The organism is Tistrella mobilis (assembly GCF_039634785.1).
In the GTDB taxonomy this organism is placed as follows: Bacteria; Pseudomonadota; Alphaproteobacteria; order Tistrellales; family Tistrellaceae; genus Tistrella; species Tistrella mobilis.
Map to the genome: position 1 here is coordinate 1 of NZ_JBBIAB010000035.1, position 21,100 is coordinate 21,100.

General features: G+C 70.2%; 20 protein-coding genes, 1 tRNA gene and 1 riboswitch. Of the genes, 13 read left to right on the forward strand and 8 right to left on the reverse strand.

Annotated elements, in window-relative coordinates:
- The first annotated feature begins 23 nt into the window (after positions 1–23).
- A tRNA-Met gene (locus WI697_RS25970) sits at positions 24–100 on the forward strand.
- Between the two features lie 193 nt (positions 101–293).
- Here the strand turns inward: WI697_RS25970 and WI697_RS25975 are convergent.
- A complete protein-coding gene (locus WI697_RS25975) occupies positions 294–1,460 on the reverse strand; it encodes an alpha/beta hydrolase family protein (RefSeq protein WP_345960488.1) in 1,167 nt (388 codons plus the stop codon).
- A 275-nt stretch (positions 1,461–1,735) separates the two neighbouring features.
- Here WI697_RS25975 and WI697_RS25980 point away from each other — a divergent pair, with 275 nt between their 5' ends.
- The 3 genes from WI697_RS25980 to WI697_RS25990 are packed head-to-tail and all read left to right on the forward strand — an operon-like array spanning position 1,736 to position 4,660.
- Positions 1,736–2,767 (forward strand): TRAP transporter substrate-binding protein, encoded by a 1,032-nt coding sequence (locus WI697_RS25980; RefSeq protein WP_345960489.1) that lies wholly within the window; start codon positions 1,736–1,738, stop codon positions 2,765–2,767.
- Between the two features lie 5 nt (positions 2,768–2,772).
- Positions 2,773–3,318 carry a TRAP transporter small permease gene (locus WI697_RS25985; RefSeq protein ID WP_062766767.1) on the forward strand — a complete coding sequence of 182 codons (546 nt, stop codon included), beginning with the start codon at positions 2,773–2,775 and terminating at the stop codon, positions 3,316–3,318.
- Positions 3,319–3,322: 4 nt separating this feature from the next.
- Positions 3,323–4,660: a TRAP transporter large permease gene (locus WI697_RS25990; protein ID WP_345960490.1), complete on the forward strand. Its 1,338-nt coding sequence runs from the start codon at positions 3,323–3,325 to the stop codon at positions 4,658–4,660.
- Here WI697_RS25990 and pcaQ read toward each other — a convergent pair.
- Entirely contained in the window at positions 4,626–5,612 is a 987-nt protein-coding gene (gene pcaQ, locus WI697_RS25995; RefSeq protein WP_345960491.1) for a pca operon transcription factor PcaQ, read from the reverse strand. The genes WI697_RS25990 and pcaQ overlap by 35 nt on opposite strands.
- A gap of 82 nt (positions 5,613–5,694) precedes the next feature.
- On the opposite strand from pcaQ, the gene pcaC reads away from it, so the two are divergent.
- From pcaC to WI697_RS26025, 6 genes are all read left to right on the forward strand, one after another.
- Positions 5,695–6,108, forward strand: a complete 414-nt coding sequence (gene pcaC / locus WI697_RS26000; protein WP_345960492.1) for a 4-carboxymuconolactone decarboxylase — start codon at positions 5,695–5,697, stop codon at positions 6,106–6,108.
- Positions 6,105–6,809: a protocatechuate 3,4-dioxygenase subunit beta gene (gene pcaH, locus WI697_RS26005; RefSeq protein WP_345960493.1), complete on the forward strand. Its 705-nt coding sequence runs from the start codon at positions 6,105–6,107 to the stop codon at positions 6,807–6,809. The genes pcaC and pcaH overlap by 4 nt, the downstream gene beginning before the upstream one ends.
- Before the next feature lie 4 nt (positions 6,810–6,813).
- Positions 6,814–7,398: a protocatechuate 3,4-dioxygenase subunit alpha gene (gene pcaG, locus WI697_RS26010; protein ID WP_345960494.1), complete on the forward strand. Its 585-nt coding sequence runs from the start codon at positions 6,814–6,816 to the stop codon at positions 7,396–7,398.
- Entirely contained in the window at positions 7,391–8,605 is a 1,215-nt protein-coding gene (locus WI697_RS26015) for a lyase family protein (RefSeq protein WP_345960495.1), read from the forward strand. The genes pcaG and WI697_RS26015 overlap by 8 nt, the downstream gene beginning before the upstream one ends.
- Positions 8,598–9,782 (forward strand): 4-hydroxybenzoate 3-monooxygenase, encoded by a 1,185-nt coding sequence (gene pobA, locus WI697_RS26020; protein ID WP_345960496.1) that lies wholly within the window; start codon positions 8,598–8,600, stop codon positions 9,780–9,782. Before WI697_RS26015 ends, pobA begins: the two co-directional genes overlap by 8 nt.
- Positions 9,783–9,953: 171 nt before the next feature.
- Entirely contained in the window at positions 9,954–11,591 is a 1,638-nt protein-coding gene (locus WI697_RS26025; protein ID WP_345960497.1) for a Na+/H+ antiporter, read from the forward strand.
- Positions 11,592–11,609: 18 nt separating this feature from the next.
- Here the strand turns inward: WI697_RS26025 and WI697_RS26030 are convergent, their stop codons facing one another.
- From WI697_RS26030 to WI697_RS26050, 5 genes are all read right to left on the reverse strand, one after another.
- Positions 11,610–11,891, reverse strand: a complete 282-nt coding sequence (locus WI697_RS26030; RefSeq protein WP_062766794.1) for a hypothetical protein — start codon at positions 11,889–11,891, stop codon at positions 11,610–11,612.
- 105 nt (positions 11,892–11,996) lie between these two features.
- On the reverse strand, positions 11,997–14,744 hold the full coding sequence (locus tag WI697_RS26035; RefSeq protein WP_345960498.1) for a DUF4135 domain-containing protein: 2,748 nt from the start codon (positions 14,742–14,744) through the stop codon (positions 11,997–11,999).
- Position 14,745: 1 nt separating this feature from the next.
- Positions 14,746–15,456 carry an ArsR/SmtB family transcription factor gene (locus WI697_RS26040; RefSeq protein WP_345960499.1) on the reverse strand — a complete coding sequence of 237 codons (711 nt, stop codon included), beginning with the start codon at positions 15,454–15,456 and terminating at the stop codon, positions 14,746–14,748.
- 79 nt (positions 15,457–15,535) lie between these two features.
- Complete coding sequence (locus WI697_RS26045) at positions 15,536–16,285, reverse strand: sulfite exporter TauE/SafE family protein (RefSeq protein ID WP_345960500.1); 750 nt, start codon at positions 16,283–16,285, stop codon at positions 15,536–15,538.
- A complete protein-coding gene (locus tag WI697_RS26050; protein ID WP_296719663.1) occupies positions 16,275–16,607 on the reverse strand; it encodes an antibiotic biosynthesis monooxygenase family protein in 333 nt (110 codons plus the stop codon). The genes WI697_RS26045 and WI697_RS26050 overlap by 11 nt, the downstream gene beginning before the upstream one ends.
- A 169-nt stretch (positions 16,608–16,776) precedes the next feature.
- On the opposite strand from WI697_RS26050, the gene WI697_RS26055 reads away from it, so the two are divergent.
- Entirely contained in the window at positions 16,777–17,208 is a 432-nt protein-coding gene (locus WI697_RS26055) for an OsmC family protein (protein WP_062766808.1), read from the forward strand.
- A 27-nt stretch (positions 17,209–17,235) separates the two neighbouring features.
- Here WI697_RS26055 and WI697_RS26060 read toward each other — a convergent pair whose 3' ends face one another.
- Complete coding sequence (locus WI697_RS26060; protein ID WP_296719657.1) at positions 17,236–17,862, reverse strand: TetR/AcrR family transcriptional regulator; 627 nt, start codon at positions 17,860–17,862, stop codon at positions 17,236–17,238.
- Between the two features lie 177 nt (positions 17,863–18,039).
- Here WI697_RS26060 and WI697_RS26065 point away from each other — a divergent pair, with 177 nt between their 5' ends.
- Complete coding sequence (locus WI697_RS26065) at positions 18,040–18,942, forward strand: crotonase/enoyl-CoA hydratase family protein (protein WP_296719655.1); 903 nt, start codon at positions 18,040–18,042, stop codon at positions 18,940–18,942.
- A 67-nt stretch (positions 18,943–19,009) separates the two neighbouring features.
- Positions 19,010–20,773, forward strand: a complete 1,764-nt coding sequence (locus tag WI697_RS26070; RefSeq protein WP_345960501.1) for an AMP-binding protein — start codon at positions 19,010–19,012, stop codon at positions 20,771–20,773.
- A gap of 19 nt (positions 20,774–20,792) precedes the next feature.
- Positions 20,793–21,012, forward strand: a riboswitch (cobalamin riboswitch).
- The last annotated feature ends 88 nt before the right edge of the window (positions 21,013–21,100 follow it).

A 21,100-nucleotide genomic window follows, 5' to 3' on the forward strand; every position in this document is an offset into this window, starting at 1 on the left:
ACTGCCAACCGCCTACGCCCTGACGCGGGGTGGAGCAGCCCGGTAGCTCGTCAGGCTCATAACCTGAAGGTCGCAGGTTCAAATCCTGCCCCCGCAACCAAGTTTCCAGCAAACGCCGCCCATGGCCACTCGCCGCGGGCGGCGTTGCTGCGTTTGGGCATCGCATTCTCTCTTTCTCTTTCCCTCGCCAGACCGGGGCAGGGGAGGGCTCGGCCCGCCTTAAAAACATGGGGGCCAGCGGGGGCCGGATCTCATCGGGCAGGGGCCCCCGCGATCTTCCTGCCTCTTTTCCCCTACACCGCCGGCGCCGGCAAGGCGGGCTTTCCTACGGTATGCGGCAGGGCAGGGGCCCCTGGTGCGGCACCCTGGCCGAGGATGGTGCGCAGCACCTGTTCGTCGCGGAAATAGGTGAAGTGGATGGTGCCGTCGATCCGGTCCATCAGGCCCCCGGGCAGGTCGACGACGAAGCGGGTGACATCTCCCGCTTCTATGGCGGGGCTGTCGACCGGCACCAGACCGGCCGAGAGCAGGTCGCGGTCTGCATGGATGTCGCTCCAGCCATGGCCCGGGCGGCGTTCGACCGCCGCGGCGATTTCATCCGTCAGCCAGCGGGAGCGGAAGGCGAAGACGGCGCCGGGCGATCCGATGGTGACGACCGAGATCTTTTCGAGATCCGCCGCGCGATACCACCCGGCGATCAGATCGGTGACGATCAGTGAGCCGAAGGAATGGCCGACGATGATCACCCTGTCATAGCTGCCGGTGGCGAGCGCCCTGGCGAGGCTGGACTGCACGCGCATGCGCAACCGGGCACGCAGGCCGGTGATGCCATCTGCTGCGGCATCGCGCAGATAGGCGCGGGTGAAGGCGGCGAGATCGGCGACGGCCATCACCGGCAGCAGGGGAATGAGGATGGTGAGGGTCGCGGCCCAGCTCTGCGGCAGCTGCGCCACCAGCCAGGCGGCGGCGGCCTGCACATGCTGCCCCACCCAGACCATGGCGCCGGAGCCGTTGCCCGTGGCCGCGGTGGGGGATATATCGCCCCCGACCGCCTGGGCGACGATGGTGATCAGCGAAACCAGCCAGAGCACCAGCATGGCTGCCGATGCGAGATAACCGACCGCAATGTAGAAGGAATAGCGGAAGACCGCACACCACATCCGCGGATAGCCCAGCCAGTAGATCAGCAGGGACAGCCCGCGGAAGAGGCGACCGATCGGCTGGTCTTCGGCCGGTGTGGGGATCAGGTCCGACCAGGACGCCTCGTAGACGTCGAGCGTCTGGGGCAGGCCGGTGGTATCGGATGGGGTCACCGCCAGGGTCGCCTTGTCGGTATCCGATGCGGTCATGGTCATCGGCATGGTTTCCGACATCGCGAGGTTGGCGACCAGCACCTCGCGCAGGGTGTTCCTGGGCTTTCGGTGATAACCCGGAACCAGGATCAGCGCCCAGCTCGCCATGTGTGTCTCCCCCTCATGCGATGGCATCATGGTCCCCGGAAGTGTGGATGCGAAGGCACTGATTGTACAGGCCCGTGCTCCACCTCTCCGTGCATGCTGGCGCATCCTGTGCCGTGGGGCTGTTCATTTATATAACCGTATGGTTATGCAAGAGGGCCGCAAACCTCACTTTGAATCGCCGGCCGGCGCTGCCATCGTTGACCCAATGATCGCGCCGGGACCATCCGGCAGCCGGCTTCCGGGCCGGACGATGCGACGTTCAGGGGGGATATCGGATGCGCATCTTCGTGCGGTTGGCTGTGGCGGCCACGGCGATGCTGGTCTCGGCATCGGCGATGGCGGCAGACCAGGTGAAACTGACCGTTCACCATTTCCTGAACCAGATGGCCCCGGCCCAGACCCGGCTGATCGAGCCCTGGGCAAAGCGGGTGGAAGAGGAGTCCGGCGGCCGCATCTCGGTTGAGATCTATCCGTCGATGTCGCTGGGCGGCAAGCCCAACCAGCTGTTCCAGCAGGCCGAGGACGGTATTGCCGACATCGTCTGGACGGTGGCCGGCTACACCCCCGGCCGCTTCCCGAAGCTTGAAGTCTTCGAACTGCCCTTCGTGCATCTGAATGATCCGGTCGCCACCAATCTGGCGATCCGCGACATGCTGGCGAGCGACTTCGCCGACGAGTTCAAGACCGTCAAACCGTTGCTGGTCCATGTTCATGCCGGCCAGACGCTGAACATGGTCGATGCCCCGGTGCGCAGCCCCGCCGATGTTCAGGGCAGGAAGATCCGCATTCCCGGCCGGGTCGGCGGCTGGGTGGTGGAAGCGCTGGGCGGCTCGCCGATCGGCATGCCGGTGCCGGACGTGCCGGCGGCGATTTCCAAGCGGGTCATCGACGGGGTGATGGTGCCGTTCGAGGTGGTGCCGTCGCTGAAGCTCGACCAGCTGACCCGCGGCCCCGGCGAGGGCGCCAATGGCGAGCGCTTCGGTACGGCGGTGTTCATCTTCGCCATGAACAAGGCGAAGTATGACGGCCTGCCCGAGGATCTGAAGGCTGTGATCGACCGCAATTCCGGCGCGGATTTCGCCCGGGAGATCGGCAAGGCCTGGCTGGAGGCGGAAGAGGTCGGTCGCAAGGCCTATACCGATCGCGGCATCGATATCGCGAAGCTGACGCCCGACGAACTGGCGGCCTTCCGCACGGCCCTTGCACCGGTCGAAACCCGCTGGATCGAGGATGCGGCCACGAAGGGCATCGACGGTACGGCCCTGGTTGCCCGGGCGCGCGAGCGCGTCGCGGCCCATGCCGAGTGAGAGGCATGGTGAGCGATCAGGGCGCGCGCAGGCGTCCGCTGCCGGAACGGGCGGCGCGCCTCTGGGCGCTGGCGGGGGGCGTGGTTCTGGTGGCGGTGATGGCGGTGACGGGGACGAGCATCGTGCTCGACCTCGCCATCCGTCGGCCGATCACCGGTGATTTCGAACTGACCCAGCTGGGCTGCGCGATCGCCGTCTTCGCCTTCCTGCCCTTCGCCCAGCTGATGCGCGCCCATGTCTCGGTGGACCTGTTCATTCAGGCCCTGCGACCCGGGGTGCAGCGCGGGCTCGACCGGGTGGTGGATGTCCTGATGGCCGGCTTCGCCCTGCTGCTGCTCTGGCGGATGAGCCTGGGCTTTCTTGGCTATTACGCCACCGACTATCCGGAAGTGACGCCGATCCTGCAGATCCCGGTCTGGTGGGCCTTCCCGCCGATCCTGGTGTCGCTCGCCCTCTGGGCCGCGGTGGCGGGCTGGATGGCGGCAGGCGGGCGGCCGGCGGCGGGCATCGAGAACGAGGCCGCCATGCCTGGCGGTGCGGGAGGACATTGACGTCATGGGGCCGATCGAGACCGGCATCGCCGGCATGGTCATCATGTTCGTGATGATCGCCCTCAGGGTGCCGATCGCGCTGGCCATGGCGCTGGTCGGGGCCGGCGGTACGGTGGTGCTGTCGGGAGAGACCATCCTGCTTCGCCAGTTGCAGACCCTCGCCTTCGACCAGTTCTCGCTCTACGACCTGAGCGTGGTGCCGTTCTTCATCCTGATGGGCCAGTTCGCCGGCCGGTCCGGCCTGTCGGGGGATCTGTTTGCAGGGGTGAATGCCTGGATCGGCCGGCTGCGTGGCGGTGTCGCCATGGCGGCGATCGGTGCCTGCGCCGGCTTTGGTGCGGTCTGCGGCTCGTCGCTTGCCACCGCATCGACCATGGGGCAGGTGGCGCTGCCGGAACTTCGCCGGCTGGGCTATGCCCCGGCGCTCGCCACCGGCACGCTGGCGGCCGGTGGCACGCTCGGCATCCTGATCCCACCTTCGGTGGTGCTGGTGATCTATGCGGTCACGGTGGAGAGCAACATCGTCACCATGTTCGGGGCCGCCCTGGTGCCCGGGCTGATCGCGGTGGTCTTCTTTCTGGCGGTGATCCGCATCCAGGTGCTGCTGAAGCCGGAACTGGGTCCCGCAGCGGCCCCCGTGCCCTGGCCCGAGAAACTGCGCCTGACACTGCGCCTGGCCCCGGTGGTGCTGGTCTTCGGGGTGGTGATCGGCGGGATCTATATGGGCCTGTTCAATCCGACACCCGCGGCCGCCGTTGGCGCGCTGCTGGTCGGGCTCTACGGGATCGGCCTCCGCCTGGCCGGCCGCGGCGGGCTGGGCCCGGCCGGGCTGAAGGCGGCGATGCTGGAGACGGCACTCTCCACCGCCATGATCTATCTGATCCTGTTCGGCGCGGCCCTGCTGCAGATCTTCCTCGCCCGGTCGGGCCTGCCGCAGGCCGGGGCGGCGCTGGTTCGTGAAAGCACGCTCGATCCCTATCTGATCCTGGTCGCGATCCTGGCGCTGCTGATCCTGCTCGGCTGTCTGATGGATTCGCTGAGCATGATCCTGCTCGCCATCCCCTTCCTCTGGCCGGTGGTGGCGGGGCTCGATTTCGGCCTGACGCCCGAGGATCAGAAGGTCTGGTTCGGCATCATCGCCCTGGTGGTGGTGGAGCTGGGGCTGATCACGCCGCCGGTCGGGCTGAATGTCTTCATCATCAACGGCCTCGCCCGCGACGTGCCGATGCGCGAGACCTTCCGTGGCGTGATGCCGTTCTTCGCGGCCGAGATCCTGCGGGTGGCGCTGCTGGTGGCGGTGCCGGCGATCACGCTGACCCTGCCGCGATTGCTGGGGTATTGAGCAGATGAACCAGCTCTTCTTCCGCATCCGCCGCTCTCAGATCCGCCGCGACATCGCGGATCGCGTCGATCAGCAGGCGCAGCACCGGTGTCGGCGGCTGGTCGGCCCGGGTGGTGAGCCCGACCGGTCCGCTGGTGTCGCCGGTATCCAGGCGCAGTTCGCGCAGCTGGCCCTCGGCGATGTCGCGGGCGACCACGCCGCGAGAAATGATCCAGACCGCATCCGACTGGCGGACATAGCTGCGGCCGAAGGTGCCCGAGACGGTTTCGATCGCCGTGTCGATCCGTCGGATGCCGGCGGCGATCAGGAACCGGTCCACCACCGGCCGGATGATCGAGCCGGGCGGCGGCACGATCATCGGATAACCGGCCACCGCCCGCGGGTCGGGGACCGGACGGTCGAGCAGGGGATGGCCGGGGCGGACGGCGAAGGTGACGCGTTCGGAATAGAGATGCTCGAAGCTGAGCCCGGTCATGGCTTCCGGCTCGGCCAGGCGCCCGACCACCAGATCGAGTTCGCCGATCCTGAGCTGGGCGAGCAGCAGGGTGTTGGGCCCGTCGACCACCCGCACGATGGCCCGTGCACCGCCGGTGTCGAAGCGGCGCACCGCCGCCGGCATCACCTGGGCTGCGACGGTCGGCAGGGCGCCGATGCGCAGCAGCTCGGTGCCGTCGCCGCTCCGGGCGCGGGCGATGGCGTCGACGCCGTCGCTCAGGGCCGTCACCGCCGTGCCGGCATGGTTCAGGAACAGGCGGCCGAAGGGGGTGAGGGTCAGGCCGCGGCGGCCGCGATCGAACAGCCGGGCGTCCAGTACCTCTTCCAGCTCGCGCAGCGTTTTCGACACCGCCGGCTGGGTGATCGCCAGACTGTCGGCTGCGGCCACCACGCTGCGCAGCCGCGCCACTTCCAGGAAGCATGTCAGATGCCGGAACTTGATGCGCCGGTCGATCATCTACCCGCCTCTCCCTTCACGCTGCCATGCATCATCCTACACGAGCCTGTGCCGATCTGGCGCCCCATGAAGGAGACCGGCCATGTCAGATCCGCGTGACATCAGGGGCGATGCGATGCGCCGCCGGGTGCTGGGCGATGCCCATGTCGACCGGGCCCACCGCAACATGTCGGCCTTCGATGCGCCGTTTCAGGAGTTCATCACCCGCGGCGCCTGGGGCGAGGTGTGGAGCCGGCCGCATCTGACCCCACGCGAACGGTCGATGCTGACCATCACCCTGCTGGCGGCGCTGGGCCATCACGACGAAATGGCGATGCATGTCCGCGCCACGGCCAATACCGGCGCCAGCGCTGCGGATGTGCAGGAGGCGCTGCTGCATGTGGCGGTCTATGCCGGGGTGCCGGCGGCCAACACCGCCTTTGCCATCGCCAAGCGGGTGCTGGCCGAGATGACGGCGGGGTCTTCCGCCGATGGAGAGGGAGGGCAGGACAGGTGACCGGAGAGATTTCCCCCCGCGACTGGTCGGCCCAGCCGCCCTATCTGGCGCCCGACTATAAATCGACCCTGCTGCGGGCGCCGTCGAAACCCCTGATCCCGATCCCGCACGGCATCATGGAGGCGACGGCCCCGGTCTTCGGCCAGGATGCGGTCGGGCCGCTCGACCACGACCTGACCCGCAATGGCCGGGTGAATGGCGAGCCGCTGGGCGAGCGGATCGTGGTGACCGGCCGCGTGCTGGACGATGCCGGCCGGCCGGTGCCGGGCACGCTGGTCGAGATCTGGCAGGCCAATGCCGCCGGGCGCTATGTCCATGTCGCGGATGCCCATGATGCGCCGCTCGACCCCAATTTCACCGGGGCGGGGCGGGTGGTGACCGATCAGGACGGCCGCTACAGCTTCATCACCGTCAAACCCGGCGCCTATCCCTGGCGCAACCATCCGAATGCCTGGCGGCCCAACCACATCCACCTGTCGCTGTTCGGGCGGAGCTTCGCCAGCCGGCTGGTGACCCAGATGTATTTCCCGGGCGACCCGCTGCTGGCGCTGGATCCGATCTTCCAGGCGACCGCCGATGCCGGGGCGCGGGACCGGCTGGTGGCGCGGTTCGATATCGGCGTCACGCAGGCGGAATTCGCCCTGGGCTATGTGTTCGACATCGTGCTGCGCGGCGCGATGGCCACGCCGATGGAGGATTGAGGCGATGCGCAACAGCCTGGTCCAGACGCCGTCGCAGACCGTGGGGCCGTTCTTCGCCTATGGGCTGACCGCGCGGCAATACGGCTACAAAGGCGGCCAGATCGCCGATGCGGTGATTGCCGACGAGACCTGCCCGGGCGAGCGGATCGTGATCACCGGCCGGGTGCTTGATGGCGCCGGGGCGCCGATCGAGGATGCCCTGGTCGAGATCTGGCAATGCGATGCCGCCGGCCGGGTGGCGGGGCCGGCGACGCCCGGCTTCCGGGGGTTCGGCCGCTGCGGTACCGGCATCGATCCCGAGCGGCGCTTCCGGTTCGAGACCGTGCGGCCGGGCGTGGCTGCGGGCGAGGGCGGCGCACCGCATCTTTCGGTGATCCTGTTCATGCGCGGGCTGCTGAGCCACGCCTTCACCCGGATCTATTTCCCCGAGGACATCGCGGCGCTGGCGGCCGATCCGGTGCTGGCCCTGGTGCCGGAGGCGCGGCGGGAAACGCTGGTGGCGCGGCGGCTGGTGGTGCCGGGGCTGCCTGCCTACGGCTTCGACATCCGCATGCAGGGCGATGGCGAGACGGTGTTCTTCGATGTCTGAGCATGAACGCGAAACGGGGCTGTTCACGGGCTCGGTGCTGTTCGGCGGGCTGTGGTCGGATGGCGAGGTGGCGCAGCTGCTGGCGGACCGCGCATTGATCGGCGCGATGCTGGAGGTGGAGGCGGTGCTGGCCGAGGCGGGGGAGGCGGCCGGGCTGGTGCCGGCGGCGGCGGCCGCCGCGATCGCCGCCACTGCCCGCGGGCTCGACATCGACCCGGAGATGCTGGCGGCGGCCACGGCGCGGGACGGCGTGCCGGTCCCGGCACTGGTGCAGAGGCTGAGACGGGCGGTGACCGGCGAGGCGGCCGGCTTCGTGCATCTGGGCGCCACCAGCCAGGATGTGCTGGACAGCGCCATGATGCGTCAGGCCGGGCAGGTTCTGGCGGTGATCGACCGGCGGCTGGCGGGGCTGGTGGCACGGCTGACCGCGCTTGCGGATGCGCATCGGGCGACGATGATGGCCGGGCGGACCCGGGGGCAGATTGCCCTGCCGGTGCCGCTGGGCCTGAGGGTGGCCGGCTGGGTGGCACCGCTGATCCGCCATCGCCGGCGCCTGGACGAAATGAAGCCGCGGCTGCTGGTCGCGACCCTGGGCGGGCCCGTGGGCAGCCTGTCGGGCATCGACCCCGGCGCGGCGGCGCGGCTGGAGGCGGCCTTCGCCGCCCGGCTGGGCCTGACCCTGCCGCCGATGCCGGGCCATGCCCAGCGCGACGGCCTGGCCGAACTGGGGAGCTGGCTGTCGCTGGTGGCGGGGGCGCTGGGCAAGATCGGCGCCGATCTGCTGATCATGGCGCGGAGCGAGATCGCGGAGGTACGGATCGGCGGCGCCGGCGGATCTTCGGCCATGCCGCACAAGCGCAACCCGGTGCGGGCGGAGCTGCTGGTTGCGGCAGCGCGCGAGGTTGCGGGGCGGTTAAGCGCGCTGCATGGCGCGCTGATCCATGCCGAGGAGCGCGACGGCGCCGCCTGGACGGCGGAATGGCAGAGCTGGCCGGCCATGGCGGTGGTGACCGCGGCGGCGCTGAACCATGCAGACGGGCTGCTGGACGATCTGGAGATCGATGCGCCGGCGATGCAGGCGCGCGCAGGCGATGGCGGCGATCGCGGATCGGCCGACCGTTTCATCGACCGGGTGATCGCCGAAGCGGCGCTGCGGGACGGCAGGCCTTCGGGCGGGGAGCTTTCGGGGGAGGGGGAGGATGCGTGAACGCACCCAGGTCGCGATCATCGGCGCAGGGCCCGCGGGGCTGCTGCTCGGTCAGCTGCTTCACAAGCATGGCATCGCCTCGGTGATCCTGGAACGGCGCAGCCGGGCCTATTGCGAAGGCCGGATCCGCGCCGGCGTGCTGGAACAGGGCACGGTGGATCTGCTGGACGAGGCAGGCGTCGCAGACCGGCTGCATCGCGAGGGGCTGGTGCATGGCGGCATCCATATCTCGCTGGATGGCCACCGGGTCCATGTGGATCTGGCCGGCCGTGCCGGCGGGCGCCATGTGACGGTCTATGGCCAGACCGAGGTGGTGAAAGACCTGATCCGCGCACGGCTGGACGTTCCCGACGCCCTGCATTTCGAGGCGGACGAGGTGATGCCGCAAGGCTTCGAGGGATCTGCGCCCTTCGTCACCTGGCGCGATGCCGAGGGCCGGAGCCGGCGGCTGGATTGCGATGTGATCGCCGGCTGCGACGGTTTCCACGGTGTCGCACGCCAATGCCTGCCCGAAGGCGCGCTGACCACGCATGAGCGGGTCTACCCCTTCGCCTGGCTGGGCATCCTGGCCGAAGCGCCGCCGGTGATGGACGAGCTGATCTATGCCCGCCATGCCCGCGGCTTCGCGCTCTACAGCATGCGCTCCCCCAGCATCGTGCGGCATTACGTGCAATGCGCGCCCGAAACCGATCCCGCCACCTGGCCGGATGCGCGGATCTGGCAAGAGCTGCGCGCCAGGCTGGGGGAGGCGGACGGCGCGCGGCTGACCGAGGGGCGGGTGCTGGAAAAGGGCGTCACGCCGATGCGCAGCTTCGTGGCCGAACCGCTGCGCCATGGCCGGCTGTTTCTGGCCGGCGATGCCGCCCATATCGTGCCGCCGACCGGTGCCAAGGGGCTGAACCTGGCGGCGGGGGACGTGCACTATCTGACCCGCGCCCTGGTCGACTGGTATGGCGGTGGTGGCGAGGCGGCGCTTGGCGCCTATTCGGCCCGGGCTCTGGCGCGGGTTTGGAAGGCGCAGCGCTTTTCGTGGTGGATGACCGCGATGCTGCATGATTTCGGGCCCGCCGCCTCGACCTTCGATGCCGGTCTGCGGCGGGCGGAGCTTGAATATCTGCTGTCGTCGGAAGCAGCGCTCACCACGCTTGCCGAGAATTATGTCGGCCTGCCGTTCTGAGCCCTTCCACTTCTGAGCCCTGGCAACTCTGAGCCTCTCCTCCTCTGAGACCGCCATGCCGTTGCGGCGCGGCAGCCATGCCGAGCTGCGTCTGCCGCAGCCGGCCATCGCTCCGCTATCGTGCGCGGGACGGGCCCGGTCCGGGCCCCGCGGACGGGGAGTGCGACGGCCATGGGACTGATCACCCTGGTGCTGGTGATGCTGCTGGCGGTGGTGGCGAGCGGTTTCCTGGTCAGGCTGCTGCCGGTTGCCCTGCCCCTGCCGCTGGTGCAGATCGCGCTGGGTGCCGGCATCGCCGCGGTGGCCGATCTGGGCATCCGGCTTTCGCCCGAGGTCTTCTTCCTGCTGTTCCTGCCGCCGCTGCTGTTTCTGGACGGCTGGCGCATCCCCAAGCCGGGGCTGTTCCGCGATTACGGTGCGATCCTGCAGCTGGCGCTGGGGCTGGTGGTGTTCACCGTGCTGGGCATGGGCTTCTTCATCCATTGGATGATCCCGACCATGCCGCTGGAGGTGGCCTTTGCGCTGGCGGCCGTGCTGTCGCCCACCGATCCGATCGCGGTGACGGCGATCGCCGCCCGCAGCCCGCTGCCGGCGCGGGTGATGCATGTGCTGGAAGGCGAATCGCTGCTCAACGACGCCTCGGGCCTGGTCTGCCTGCGCTTCGCGGTGGCGGCGCTGCTGACCGGCGGTTTCTCGATGTCCGAGGCGCTGCTGAGCTTTGCGCAGCTGGCGCTGGGCGGGCTTGCGACGGGTGTGCTGATCACCCTGGGCGCCACCTGGATCAAGGGCCGGATCAGCCGCCATGCCGGCGAGGAACCGGGCATCGAGGTGCTGATCAGCCTGTTGATCCCCTTTGGTGCCTGGCTGGTGGCGGACCGGCTGGGTGTGTCGCCGATCCTGGCGGCGGTGGCCGCGGGCATCACCATGTCCCATGCCGAGATCCGCGGTCAGGTTCAGGCGATCACCCGGGTGCGGCGCAATGCCGTCTGGGACACGGTGCAGTTCGCCGTCAACGGCGTCATCTTCGTGCTGATGGGCGAGCAGCTGCCGGCGATCCTGTCGGGCGCCGTCACCGCGGTGCGCGAGACCGGCCATCACGAGGCCTGGTGGCTGGCGGTCTATGTGCTGGCGATCACGGCCGGGCTTGCGGCGCTGCGCTGGCTTTGGGTCTATGTCTCGCTGCGCCTGACCCTGCTGCGCCGGCACGAGGGGGCGCCGCTGTCGCGCGGCACCATTCATCGGCTGGTGGGGGCGATGACGCTGGCGGGGGTGCGCGGTGCGATCACCCTGGCCGGCATCCTGACCCTGCCGCTGATGCTGGACCACAGGACCGGTTTTCCGGCGCGCGATCTTGCGATCTTCCTGGCGGCCGGGGTGATCCTGGCCTCGCTGATCGCGGCCGCGATCGGCCTGCCGCGGGTGCTGAAGGGGCTGGCGCCGGATGCGCTGGCAAAGCCGGACCAGACCGCCGACCGCATCCGGGCGGCGGCGGCCCGGGCGGCGATCCTGGCGGTGGAGCGCGCCCAGCACGAGATGTCGGCGGGGCGCACCGATGCCGATCTGCATGCCGCCGTGGCGGCCCGGGTGATGGAGCTGTATCGCCGCAGGCTGGATGCCGACAGCCCGGATGCGACCACGGCCGATCTGTTCCGTCGCACCGACGAGATCGAACGCCGGCTGCGGCTGGCGGGGCTGAGGGCCGAGCGGGCGGAGATTTTCCGCATTGCCCGCGCCCGCGAGATCGATGACGACCTGGCCCGCCGGCTGGTACGCGAGATCGACCTGATGGAAGCCCGCTATCTGGCCTGACCGCCGGGGCCCTTCAGTTCATTTGGTGAAGATGCAGTAGCAGCCATTGGTGAACATGCACCAGGGTGAGCCGGCGCCGGCGACCTGATCCAGCGCCTGATCGTCGAGTTCGTCATTCGGACGGCCATCGGTCGCGCGGCTGTGAAACTGCCGCTCGATTTCCGCGGCGTCGATGTCGAGCCCGTTTGCGCGGGCAACCTCTTCCAGCCGGCGCGAGGCGGCGCCGATATCGCCACCCTCGCCCAGCAGGTCGGGGTTGGACTGGATGATGTCCTTCAGCTTGTCGAAATCACGGCTCATGGCGGGTATCCGGTGTGATGTGCTGATCCGGGCCTGACGCTAGCGCCTGTCGGCGGCTTCCGCCATGGTCGGCCGTGGCCGATGTCGACGACCGTGTACCGCGGCTCAACCGAACGGCAGCAGAAAGCAGGAGGTCTGCGGCCCGCCATGGGCGAGGGCGTCCGCATGGCAGAGCCCGGCCAGGCCCTTGAACAGGCAGGGATCCGGCGCGGCCAGCGGCGGGGCGTCGCTCCAGAGCACCGGCGGGCCGCACAGAGGCCCGGGGACCGTTCGGCCGGCCCGGATGAGGATGATCCGGCGGCCGGCATCGCCGCAGCAGAGATCCCCGGCGCCCGAGGAGGGGGCGCCTGCCGTCGTGGCGAGGGCCGTGTCCAGCTCCGCGCGCCGGTCGGCGAAGATGTCGGGTGCCAGATTGAGCAGGGCCAGCCGGGCGAGCGCGATGCCGGCCGCGCCATGGCACCAGGCGGTGGCGGGGCGATGACCGCGATCGGGGGAGGGCCAGTTGGCGCGGGCCGGATCGAACAGCCGATCTTCGGCCGTCAGCGCCCGGCGGGCGGCATCGATCAGGACCGGGGTATCGGTCACGGTGCCGGCGGCGGCCAGCGCCACCGCCATGCCCGACTGGCCATGGGCAAGGCCCGCCAGCACCGGGCCGCGCGCCGGCCGCCAGATCAGGGCATCGCCATCGGTGGTGGCCATGGCGATGAGGCGGTCGGCCTGGCGCCGAAGCTGTCGAGCCAGCGCGGCCGAGGGGGCGCGGCTGTGCAGGAAGGCGAGGGCGACCACCAGCCCGGCCAGGCCGTCATGCAGGTCGAACGGCAGGGGTGCGGTGGTGTCGTCGGGATCGGCGGTGCGGGCGAGGCGGGAAGCATCGCCGATGAACGCCGGATCGTCGAGCAGCTCCGCCGCCCAGACCAGACCTGCGATCATGCCGCCCAGCCCGTCGGCATAGCCGGGGCCGAAGGCTGCAAGCGCGTTATCCGCCCCGGGATCTGCGATGAAGCGGCGGAGCGGCAGAAGGGCGGCCCGTGCGGCGTCCAGCCAGTCGGACCGCCCGGCCAGACGGCCGGCCTGGGCCAGCGCCAGCGCGATGCCGGGGCTGCCGTGATAGAGGCCGTGGCCGGCCGGCCGCCAGGCGATCGGCGGGCGTTCATGGGGGCGGATCCAGTCGATCCCGCCATCGCTGCGGGGCAGGGCGGTGGCGACCAGATGCGCCGCCAGTCCCTGGTAATCGGCGGCTGCCGGCCGGACCGGCGCCAGCACCTGGCCGAGCATGCCGCCTGCGCGCCGCCGGTCGACATCCGACAGCGCGCGGGCCTTTGCGATGATGCGGGCCCGCGGGGGCGGGGCGAACCGGCCGATCGGGCTGCCATCGGCTTCGCTGAGCCGGCCATCGGCCGGATCGAAGCGGAAAGCGGGCACGTCGAGACGGGCGAGCGCGCGCGCCTCTGCCGCCAGCAGGCCCGGCCAGAGACCGGCATCGATGCCCGGCTGTGGCGGCCGGTGGGCGATGCGTGCGGCCTGGGCGGCGGGCGCCTCCGGGGCATCGGCCAGGTCCGGCTCGGCCAGACGCACCAGCAGGCGGCGATAGCTTTCGGTGGGCAGGGCGACATGGCGGCAGAGCGCGCCGGTGAAGGCGAGGGGGCCGTCTGCGGCGGCCAGCGCATCGCGATGGGCGATCAACACCTCCATCGCCGCGTCATGGCCGTCGACCAGCGCCGGGACCCAGGGGGTGACATCCGCCTCCCGGCCGTCGAGGACGGGGCGGCAGGGATCTTCTACCGGCACCGCCACCGTTGCGCGGCGGATCCAGTCGGTGCCGATATGGCACCAGCCATTGTCGGGCACGGTCGCCGCCGGCAGCACCGGGCCGAGGCAGCCCATATTGCGCCAGAGCCCGCCCCTGTGCGACGCCCCGCCCGGCAGCGGCACCAGAAAGGGCAGCAGCCCGGTGGTGAGCAGGGCAGGCGTGGCTTCCAGCCGGTCGAGGGCGGGTGACGCCGCGGGCAGGCCGAACAGGCATTCGAGATCGACCACCACCGGTGCGGCGCCGGCCGCGATCAGATTGTCGGAATGCACGTCATTGGCGCCGAGCAGGTCGAGCAGCGCTGCAAGCCCGCCCAGGCGGCGGTGGAAGGCCTCCACCTCCGCCGTAGCGGTACAGGGGGCCCGCTCCACCCAGGCCATCCAGCCATGGCTGCCGCAATCAATCACCGCCGGACAATGCTGCGGCGGCAGGCGGCGGCGCTGGCCGGCGCTCATCCGCTCGTCAAGCCAGCCGAGCAGGGCGAAGAAGCCGGCTTCGGGCGCAAGGCCGCGCGGTTTGAAGGCGAGCGCCCGGCCGTCGGCAAGATCGACCCGCGCCACGCCGCGGCCATGGCCATGGGGGTCCGACAGGCCGAAGGTGATGGTCGTGATGTCGGGAGCGGGACCCGTGAGCGGGGCCAGCCGGTCGCGGTCGGCGGCGAAGGCGCGAAGCAGATCGGCCGCCGCCGCCCGGCCATCGGCCGCGACCCGGTCCAGACGCGAGGCCAGGACCGGGTGCCGGGCGCACACAGCCTGCCAGCCACCTGCGATCAGCCCGGCGATGAAGGCGTCATGGGCGGCGGAAGAGGTGCCGGCCGGTGGCCGGTCGAGCAGCAGCGCGGCGGCCGGCAGGGGCGGGCGGCGGGTTTCGAACAGCTGGAAGACCAGCGGCGCCGCGATGGCGGCAAAACGTTCGGCCAGGTGATCGGCGAGGCCGCGGATCGCGGCCATCCGCCAGCCCTCTGCCACGCCGGGCAGGGCATCCAGGCCCATGGCCGCCGCCTGGCCGAGCGGTCGGAACAGGCCGTCGAAGGGCAACGTCGTCACCTCAGGGCACCAGCACGGTATCGTCGACCCCGAACACCCGGTTGAAGGCGATCCGTCCGGGCGGGGTGACGGTCAGGGTCCGGCTGGTTTCGGCCCGCCGTACCCAGCCCTGGTCCAGGGCATGGGTGAACAGGGCAGCCCCCAGCCGGCCGGCCAGATGATGGCGGCGCTCACTCCAGTCCAGGCAGGTGCGGCAGAGCGGCCGGCTGCCCCGGCCGACATCGATCGCAATGCCGTGATCGTGGAAGAAATCACGGCCGCGGGCGGTGACGGCACCCGATCCGTCGGCGACCGCAACCAGCCCGCCGGCTTCCAGCGCCGCGGCCAGGCCAACCCCCAGCCTGCCGGCCATGTGGTCATAGCAGCTGCGGGCGGCCCGCAGCGCCAGATCGCGCGGCCCGACCGGCCGATGGCGCACCGGGCCGGTGGCGGCGACGGTCATCAGCGCCTCGATCACCTCGGCGACGGCGGGGGAGGCCAGGCGGACATAGCGGTGCCGGCCCTGGCGTTCACCGGTGATCAGCCCGGCATCGGCCAGCTTCGCGAGATGGCCGCTGGTGGTCTGGGGGGTGACGCCGGCATGGGCGGCCAGCTCGCCCGCGGTCAGTGCCCGGCCGTCCATCAGGGCGGTCAGGATATTGGCGCGGGCGACGTCGCCGATGACGGCGGCGATTTCGGCGACCAGCTGTCCGGAGGCGATGTTCGGCGTCATCGGTGATGGCTCCTGTCTGTCCGCCGTCATAGAGCGTGATGATGCGCAGGCGCAGGCGGGATGCCAAGACCCATGACGTTCAGCCGCCGCCTACCAGCAGGCGCAGCCCCAGCAGGATCAGGGCACCGAAAAACACCCGGCGGAAATGGCGTTCGGGCAGGCGGCGGCGCAGCCGGGCGCCCAGTGCCATGCCCGCCACCGCCGGGATCACCGCCAGGGCCGAGGCGAGGCCGAGTTCGGGGGTGAGCAGCGACCGGCCACCGAGGGCAAGGCCGAGTGCCGCGGTCGATACCGCGAACAGCAGGCCCATGGCCTGGACCAGGGCGTTGCGGTCCAGCCCCAGCGCCTGCAGCCAGGCCACACCCGGTACCACGAAGGATCCGGTGAGCCCGGTGAGCAGGCCGTTCACCGCACCGATCACGGGTGAGATCCAGGGTTCGGCCCGGGGCGGGGCGCGGAAAGAGAGGCCGGCGAGACCGGCGGCGCCATAGATCATCACCACCGCCCCGAGCAGCCGGGCGAGCCGGTCCGGATCGGTTTCAGCCAGGATCGCCACACCCATCCAGATGCAGGGGATCGAGACCAGCAGCAGCGACCAGAGCCGGCGGAGCAGCGGTTTCAGGTGGCCGCCGGTCAGCGCCTGCTGAAGATTGGTCACGAAAGACGGCACCAGCAGCAGGGCCATGGCTTCGGGCAGGCCGGTGATGCCGGCCAGCACCGCCAGCGAGACGGTGGGCATGCCGAAGCCGACCACACCCTTGACGGTGCCGGCAAGCAGGAAGGCGCCGGCGACGGCGAGTATCAGGGCGGGATCGGTTTCAGAGAGCATCGGCCGGGGCCTCCGCGCGCTGCGTGAGACCATAATCGCGCAGCGTGGTCGCGACCCTCAGGCGATAATCGGCGAAGACGCCGGAACGGCCGACCGCCTGGGCCATGCGATGGGCGCCGTCGCGCCGCCAGGCATCGACCGCGGCCATGTCGCGCCAGGCGGAGAGCGACAGCAGATGGCCGGGGCGGGCGAGGTTCTCGAAGCGCTCGACCGACACGAAGCCGTCGACCTCGCCGAGGCGCGGGCTGAGCATGGTGGCATGTTCGAGATAGGTCTGGCGGCCGATCTCGGTCGGAACGGCTTCGAAGACGACGAGGATCATGGGATGACCAGGCTCCTGAGGAGGATGTAGCCCGCAGATCCTAGCCCGTCGATATGCCCCGATGTTTCGGCCCCGGCCGAAATGAGGCTGGAACCAGGGTGAGCATGGAACCATGGGCCTGGCATGCCGGTTCAATCGTTTCAACGGACTCTGACGGAAGGTCATCGAGATGAAGATCGTGCGACGTGGATCTGCCGCCTGGTCGGGCGGCATCAAGGACGGCAAGGGATCGGTTTCCACCGAAAGCGGGGCGCTCAACGCCTATCCCTATGGCTTCGCGGCCCGGTTCGAGGATCAGGCCGGAACCAATCCGGAAGAATTGCTGGCGGCGACCCATGCCGGCTGCTTCACCATGGCCTTGTCGCTGATCCTGGGCGAGGCGGGGCTGACCGCCGACGAGATGAAGACCGAGGCGAAGGTGACCCTGGAAAAGGTCGCCGACGGTTTCGAGATCACCGCGGTTCATCTCTCGCTCACCGCCAAGGTGCCGGGCGCCGATCAGGCGAAGTTCGAGGAACTGGCCGCCAAGGCCAAGGCCGGCTGCCCGGTCTCGAAAGTGCTGAAGGCCAAGATCACGCTGGATGCGACGCTCGCCGCCTGAGGCTCGATCGTCTTCAGGCTTCAGGTTTCAGCCTTCGGGCGGCGGGGCGGAGAGCAGCGTCTCCGCCGCCCAGATCCAGCGGTCGATCAGCTCGCGCTCGGTCTCGGGCCGTCGCGAGATCTGGCGCGAGACCGCGAGGCCGCGCAGGACCTGGATGGTCATCTCCACCACCGCGGCATAATTCGGCCGGTCGGCGACCGGCGCGAACAGGGCCGAGACCACCCGTTCGCGATCGCTGCGGGCATCGCGTTCGGCGGCGCGGATCGCGGCCTGAAGATCGGGATCGGTGCGGGCGGCGGCCCAGAGTTCCAGCTCGGCCATGAAGGCGGGCTGGCTGCTCATCTCCACCAGGCTGCGGATCGCGCGTGCGACCGGGCTCGTGTCCGGTTCGTGATGTTCCAGCGCGCGCGAAACCGCGGCGTCGTTGCGCCGGACCAGCTCGCCGATCGTGGCCGAGAGCAGGGCGGCATGGCTTGGGAAATGATGCAGCAGCGCGCCGCGGCTGGCGCCGGCGCGGCGCTGGACTTCCAGCGTCGTGGTCCGCGCCACGCCGCGTTCGATCAGCGAGGTGACCGCCGCATCCAGCAGGCGCTGCCGGGTCTGGTCGCGCTGCTGGTCGCGGAGCGAGGGCCGGGCAGCGGAAGCATCGGTCATCTGGCGGCGTCTCCGGCAGCGTGTGAGCGAGGTGGGGGATTGCAAGCACGCCCGGCGGCGGATTGCAACCCGCGACCATGGGTGGCGCTTCGACAGTCAGGATTGACTGTCTGTGGGGTCGAGTCATACAGTCAATATTGACTGTGAAGCCTGAACCCCCCTCGACCGGAGCCCCCGATGCCCGATTTCGCCACCCTGCGGATCGACCAGGATCCCGCATCGCCCCGCATTGCGCGGCTGCTGCTGAACCGTCCCGAACGGCTGAACGCCATCACCGACCAGACCCCCCGCGACATCCGCGAGGCGGTCGCCTGGGCCGAGGCCAATGATCAGGTCCATGTGATCGTGGTCGAGGGCGCGGGGAAGGGCTTCTGCGGCGGCTATGACCTGGCCGATACGGCAGAACAGGTGGTGGAGCACCCCTGCCAGCAGGAAAGCTATCCCTGGGATCCGATGGTCGACTACGCGTACATGAAGCGGAACACCGAGGATTTCATGAGCCTCTGGCGCTGTTCCAAGCCGACCATCGCCAAGGTCCATGGCGCGGCGGTGGCCGGCGGCAGCGACATCGCGCTTTGCTGCGACCTGCTGGTGATGGCCGAGGATGCCCGCATCGGCTACATGCCGACCCGTGTCTGGGGTTGCCCGACCACGGCGATGTGGACTTACCGGCTGGGGCCGACCCGCGCCAAGCAGCTGATGTTCACCGGCGACGTGATCGACGGTCGCACCGCCGCCGCCTGGGGGCTGGCCAACGAGGTGGTGCCGGCGGCGGAGCTGGAGGCGGCGACCCGGAAGCTGGCGGAGCGGATTGCCGGTGTACCGCGCGGCCATCTGGCCATGCACAAGATGGTGGTCAATCAGGTGATGCTGACCATGGGTCTGGAACAGAGCCAGATGATGGCGACCGTGTTCGACGGCATCACCCGCCACAATCCGGAAGGGCTGTGGTTCCGCCGTTATGCCCAGGCCGAGGGCTTCAAGGCGGCCGTCCAGTGGCGCGACAGCGGCCGGCCGATCCCCGAGGGCGATGAAGCCCGTGCAGCCATCCACCAGATGGACAACCGGGCCAAGGGCTGAGCCCGTTCGGGCATCGATCCCGCAAAAACAAGACGACAAGAAAACAGAACGACAGGGAGAAACGGCCATGATGCCGGAGACCGATCGGCGGGGGGCGGCGCTGCTGGCCCGCCTGGACGCCACACCCACGCCGCTGGCGCTGCTGGACCGGGTCGCGGCGGCCCGGCCGGCGCATCCGGCGCTGGAATACCTGCCCGATGCCGCGGGCACGCCGGCGGTGGTGGTGTCCTATGACAAGCTGCTGGCGGATGTCCGCCGGGCGGCAGCCGCTCTGCGCCGGCTGGGGGTCGGGCCGGAGGACGGGGTGGCGATCCTGCTGCCCTTCGTGCCCCAGGCCGTGACGGCGGTGCTGGCGGCCGCCACCGTGGGCACCGCCTTTCCGGTCAACCTGCTGCTCTCGGCCGAGGCGATCGCTGCCCAGCTGCGGCTGGCCCGGGTGCGGGTGGTGGTGACCATGGGGCCGCATCCGGCGCTGGATGTGCGGGCGCGGGTGGCGGCGGCCGTGGCGGACGCGCCTGGTGTCGCCACGGTCGTGGAAGTACCGGTGGGGCCCGAGACGACCGATGCGCTCGGCTGGACCGCCTTCCTGGCGCTGGGCGAGGGCGCCGGGCCGGTATCGCCGGGGGATGCCGACCGGGTCGCCGCTTTCATCCATACCGGGGGTACCACCGGCGCGCCGAAACTGGCGCGGTTGTCTGCCCGCAATCTGGTGGCGGCAACCCTGATGGTCGCCGCCGGCAACGGCATGGGCCCCGCGGACCGGGTGCTGACCGGGCTGCCGCTGTTTCATGTCGGCGGGCTGGTCGATGTGCTGCTGGCGGCGCTGTCGGAAGGGGCGACGGTGATCTTCCCGACCGCGACCGCCCTGCGCAACCCGGCCGTGGTCGGCCGGTTCTGGGAGATCGTCGACGAGACCCGCACCAGCCTGATCGGCAGTGTCCCCACCATTCTGGCGGCGATCGTCGATGCGCCGCGCGGCAGCTCCACCCTCGCCACGCTTCGCGGCCTTCTGACCGGCGGCTCGCCGCTGGCGCCGGAACTGGCGAAGCGGGTGGAGGCGGTGAGCGGCCGGCCGGTCTCGCAGCTCTACGGCATGACCGAAACCGGCGGCATCGTCGCGGTGCAGCCGGTGGATGGCCGTTTTCACGATCATGCCGTCGGCCCGCCGGTGCCGCTGATGCAGGTGACCGTGGCCCAGGGCGGCGAGATCCGCGTCGCCGGCCCCAATGTCTTTCAGGGCTATCTGACCGAGGCGGGTATCGAGGGAGTGCCGGCCGACGGCTGGTTCGCCTCGGGCGATCTGGGCGAGCTGCTGCCGTCGGGTGAATTGCGGATCACCGGCCGGGCCAAGGATGTGATCATCCGCAGCGGCCACAATATCGATCCGGTCCTGATCGAAGAGGTCGCCCATCGCCATCCGGCGGTCGCCCAGGCGGCGGCGGTGGCGATGCCCGACGATTATGCGGGCGAACTGCCGGTGCTCTATGTCATGCCCCGCGCCGGGGCGGAATGCCGGGCCGAAGATGTCGCGGCCTTCGTGGCCGCCGCGATCGCCGAACCGCCGGCCCGGCCGCGCCATGTCTTCGTGGTGCCGGATCTGCCGCTGACGCCGCTCGGCAAGATCGCCCGCTTTCGCCTGCGCCAGGACGCGACCCTGCACCGGGTGCGGGCGGCGCTCGCCGATATCGCCCCCGGGGCGGAGCTGCGCTGCACCGATCCTGCTGCCCGGCAGGTGGCGGTCGAGGTGCCGGGCGGTCTGGATGCCATGGTGCGCGCCGGCGTGGCTGCGGCGCTGGGTCGCCTGGGGCTCGAACTTGCCGCCGAGGCTTGACGGCGGGACGCCGATCTGCACAAGATGCGGCGTTCTCGGTTCCCCAGGTCCACAAGATCTGGGGCTAAGAGGGAATCCGGTGCGACGGAGGACACCCCCGTCAATGCCGGAGCTGTCCCCGCAACTGTAGGCGGAGAGCGGCCACGCAAGACCGGGCCACTGACGGGCAACCGTCGGGAAGGCCGGCGTGGCGGCGGTGACCCGCGAGCCAGGAGACCTGCCGGAACCTTGGAATGATACGTCCCTGGGCGGGGAGTCCCGGCGGGCGCATGGCGGTTTCCGTCCGGCGACCCGCGGGTTCTGATCCCGTGCCCGCGCGTTCGGCCT

Bases quoted from the DNA above. Each gene is read 5' to 3' on its own strand.
- WI697_RS25975 (WP_345960488.1), bottom strand. From the start codon at position 1,460: ATGGCGAGCTGGGCGCTGATCCTGGTTCCGGGTTATCACCGAAAGCCC.
- WI697_RS25980 (WP_345960489.1), top strand. From the start codon at position 1,736: ATGCGCATCTTCGTGCGGTTGGCTGTGGCGGCCACGGCGATGCTGGTC.
- WI697_RS25985 (WP_062766767.1), top strand. From the start codon at position 2,773: ATGGTGAGCGATCAGGGCGCGCGCAGGCGTCCGCTGCCGGAACGGGCG.
- WI697_RS25990 (WP_345960490.1), top strand. From the start codon at position 3,323: ATGGGGCCGATCGAGACCGGCATCGCCGGCATGGTCATCATGTTCGTG.
- pcaQ (WP_345960491.1), bottom strand. From the start codon at position 5,612: ATGATCGACCGGCGCATCAAGTTCCGGCATCTGACATGCTTCCTGGAA.
- pcaC (WP_345960492.1), top strand. From the start codon at position 5,695: ATGTCAGATCCGCGTGACATCAGGGGCGATGCGATGCGCCGCCGGGTG.
- pcaG (WP_345960494.1), top strand. From the start codon at position 6,814: ATGCGCAACAGCCTGGTCCAGACGCCGTCGCAGACCGTGGGGCCGTTC.
- WI697_RS26015 (WP_345960495.1), top strand. From the start codon at position 7,391: ATGTCTGAGCATGAACGCGAAACGGGGCTGTTCACGGGCTCGGTGCTG.
- pobA (WP_345960496.1), top strand. From the start codon at position 8,598: ATGCGTGAACGCACCCAGGTCGCGATCATCGGCGCAGGGCCCGCGGGG.
- WI697_RS26025 (WP_345960497.1), top strand. From the start codon at position 9,954: ATGGGACTGATCACCCTGGTGCTGGTGATGCTGCTGGCGGTGGTGGCG.
- WI697_RS26030 (WP_062766794.1), bottom strand. From the start codon at position 11,891: ATGAGCCGTGATTTCGACAAGCTGAAGGACATCATCCAGTCCAACCCC.
- WI697_RS26040 (WP_345960499.1), bottom strand. From the start codon at position 15,456: ATGACGCCGAACATCGCCTCCGGACAGCTGGTCGCCGAAATCGCCGCC.
- WI697_RS26045 (WP_345960500.1), bottom strand. From the start codon at position 16,285: ATGCTCTCTGAAACCGATCCCGCCCTGATACTCGCCGTCGCCGGCGCC.
- WI697_RS26050 (WP_296719663.1), bottom strand. From the start codon at position 16,607: ATGATCCTCGTCGTCTTCGAAGCCGTTCCGACCGAGATCGGCCGCCAG.
- WI697_RS26055 (WP_062766808.1), top strand. From the start codon at position 16,777: ATGAAGATCGTGCGACGTGGATCTGCCGCCTGGTCGGGCGGCATCAAG.
- WI697_RS26060 (WP_296719657.1), bottom strand. From the start codon at position 17,862: ATGACCGATGCTTCCGCTGCCCGGCCCTCGCTCCGCGACCAGCAGCGC.
- WI697_RS26065 (WP_296719655.1), top strand. From the start codon at position 18,040: ATGCCCGATTTCGCCACCCTGCGGATCGACCAGGATCCCGCATCGCCC.
- WI697_RS26070 (WP_345960501.1), top strand. From the start codon at position 19,010: ATGATGCCGGAGACCGATCGGCGGGGGGCGGCGCTGCTGGCCCGCCTG.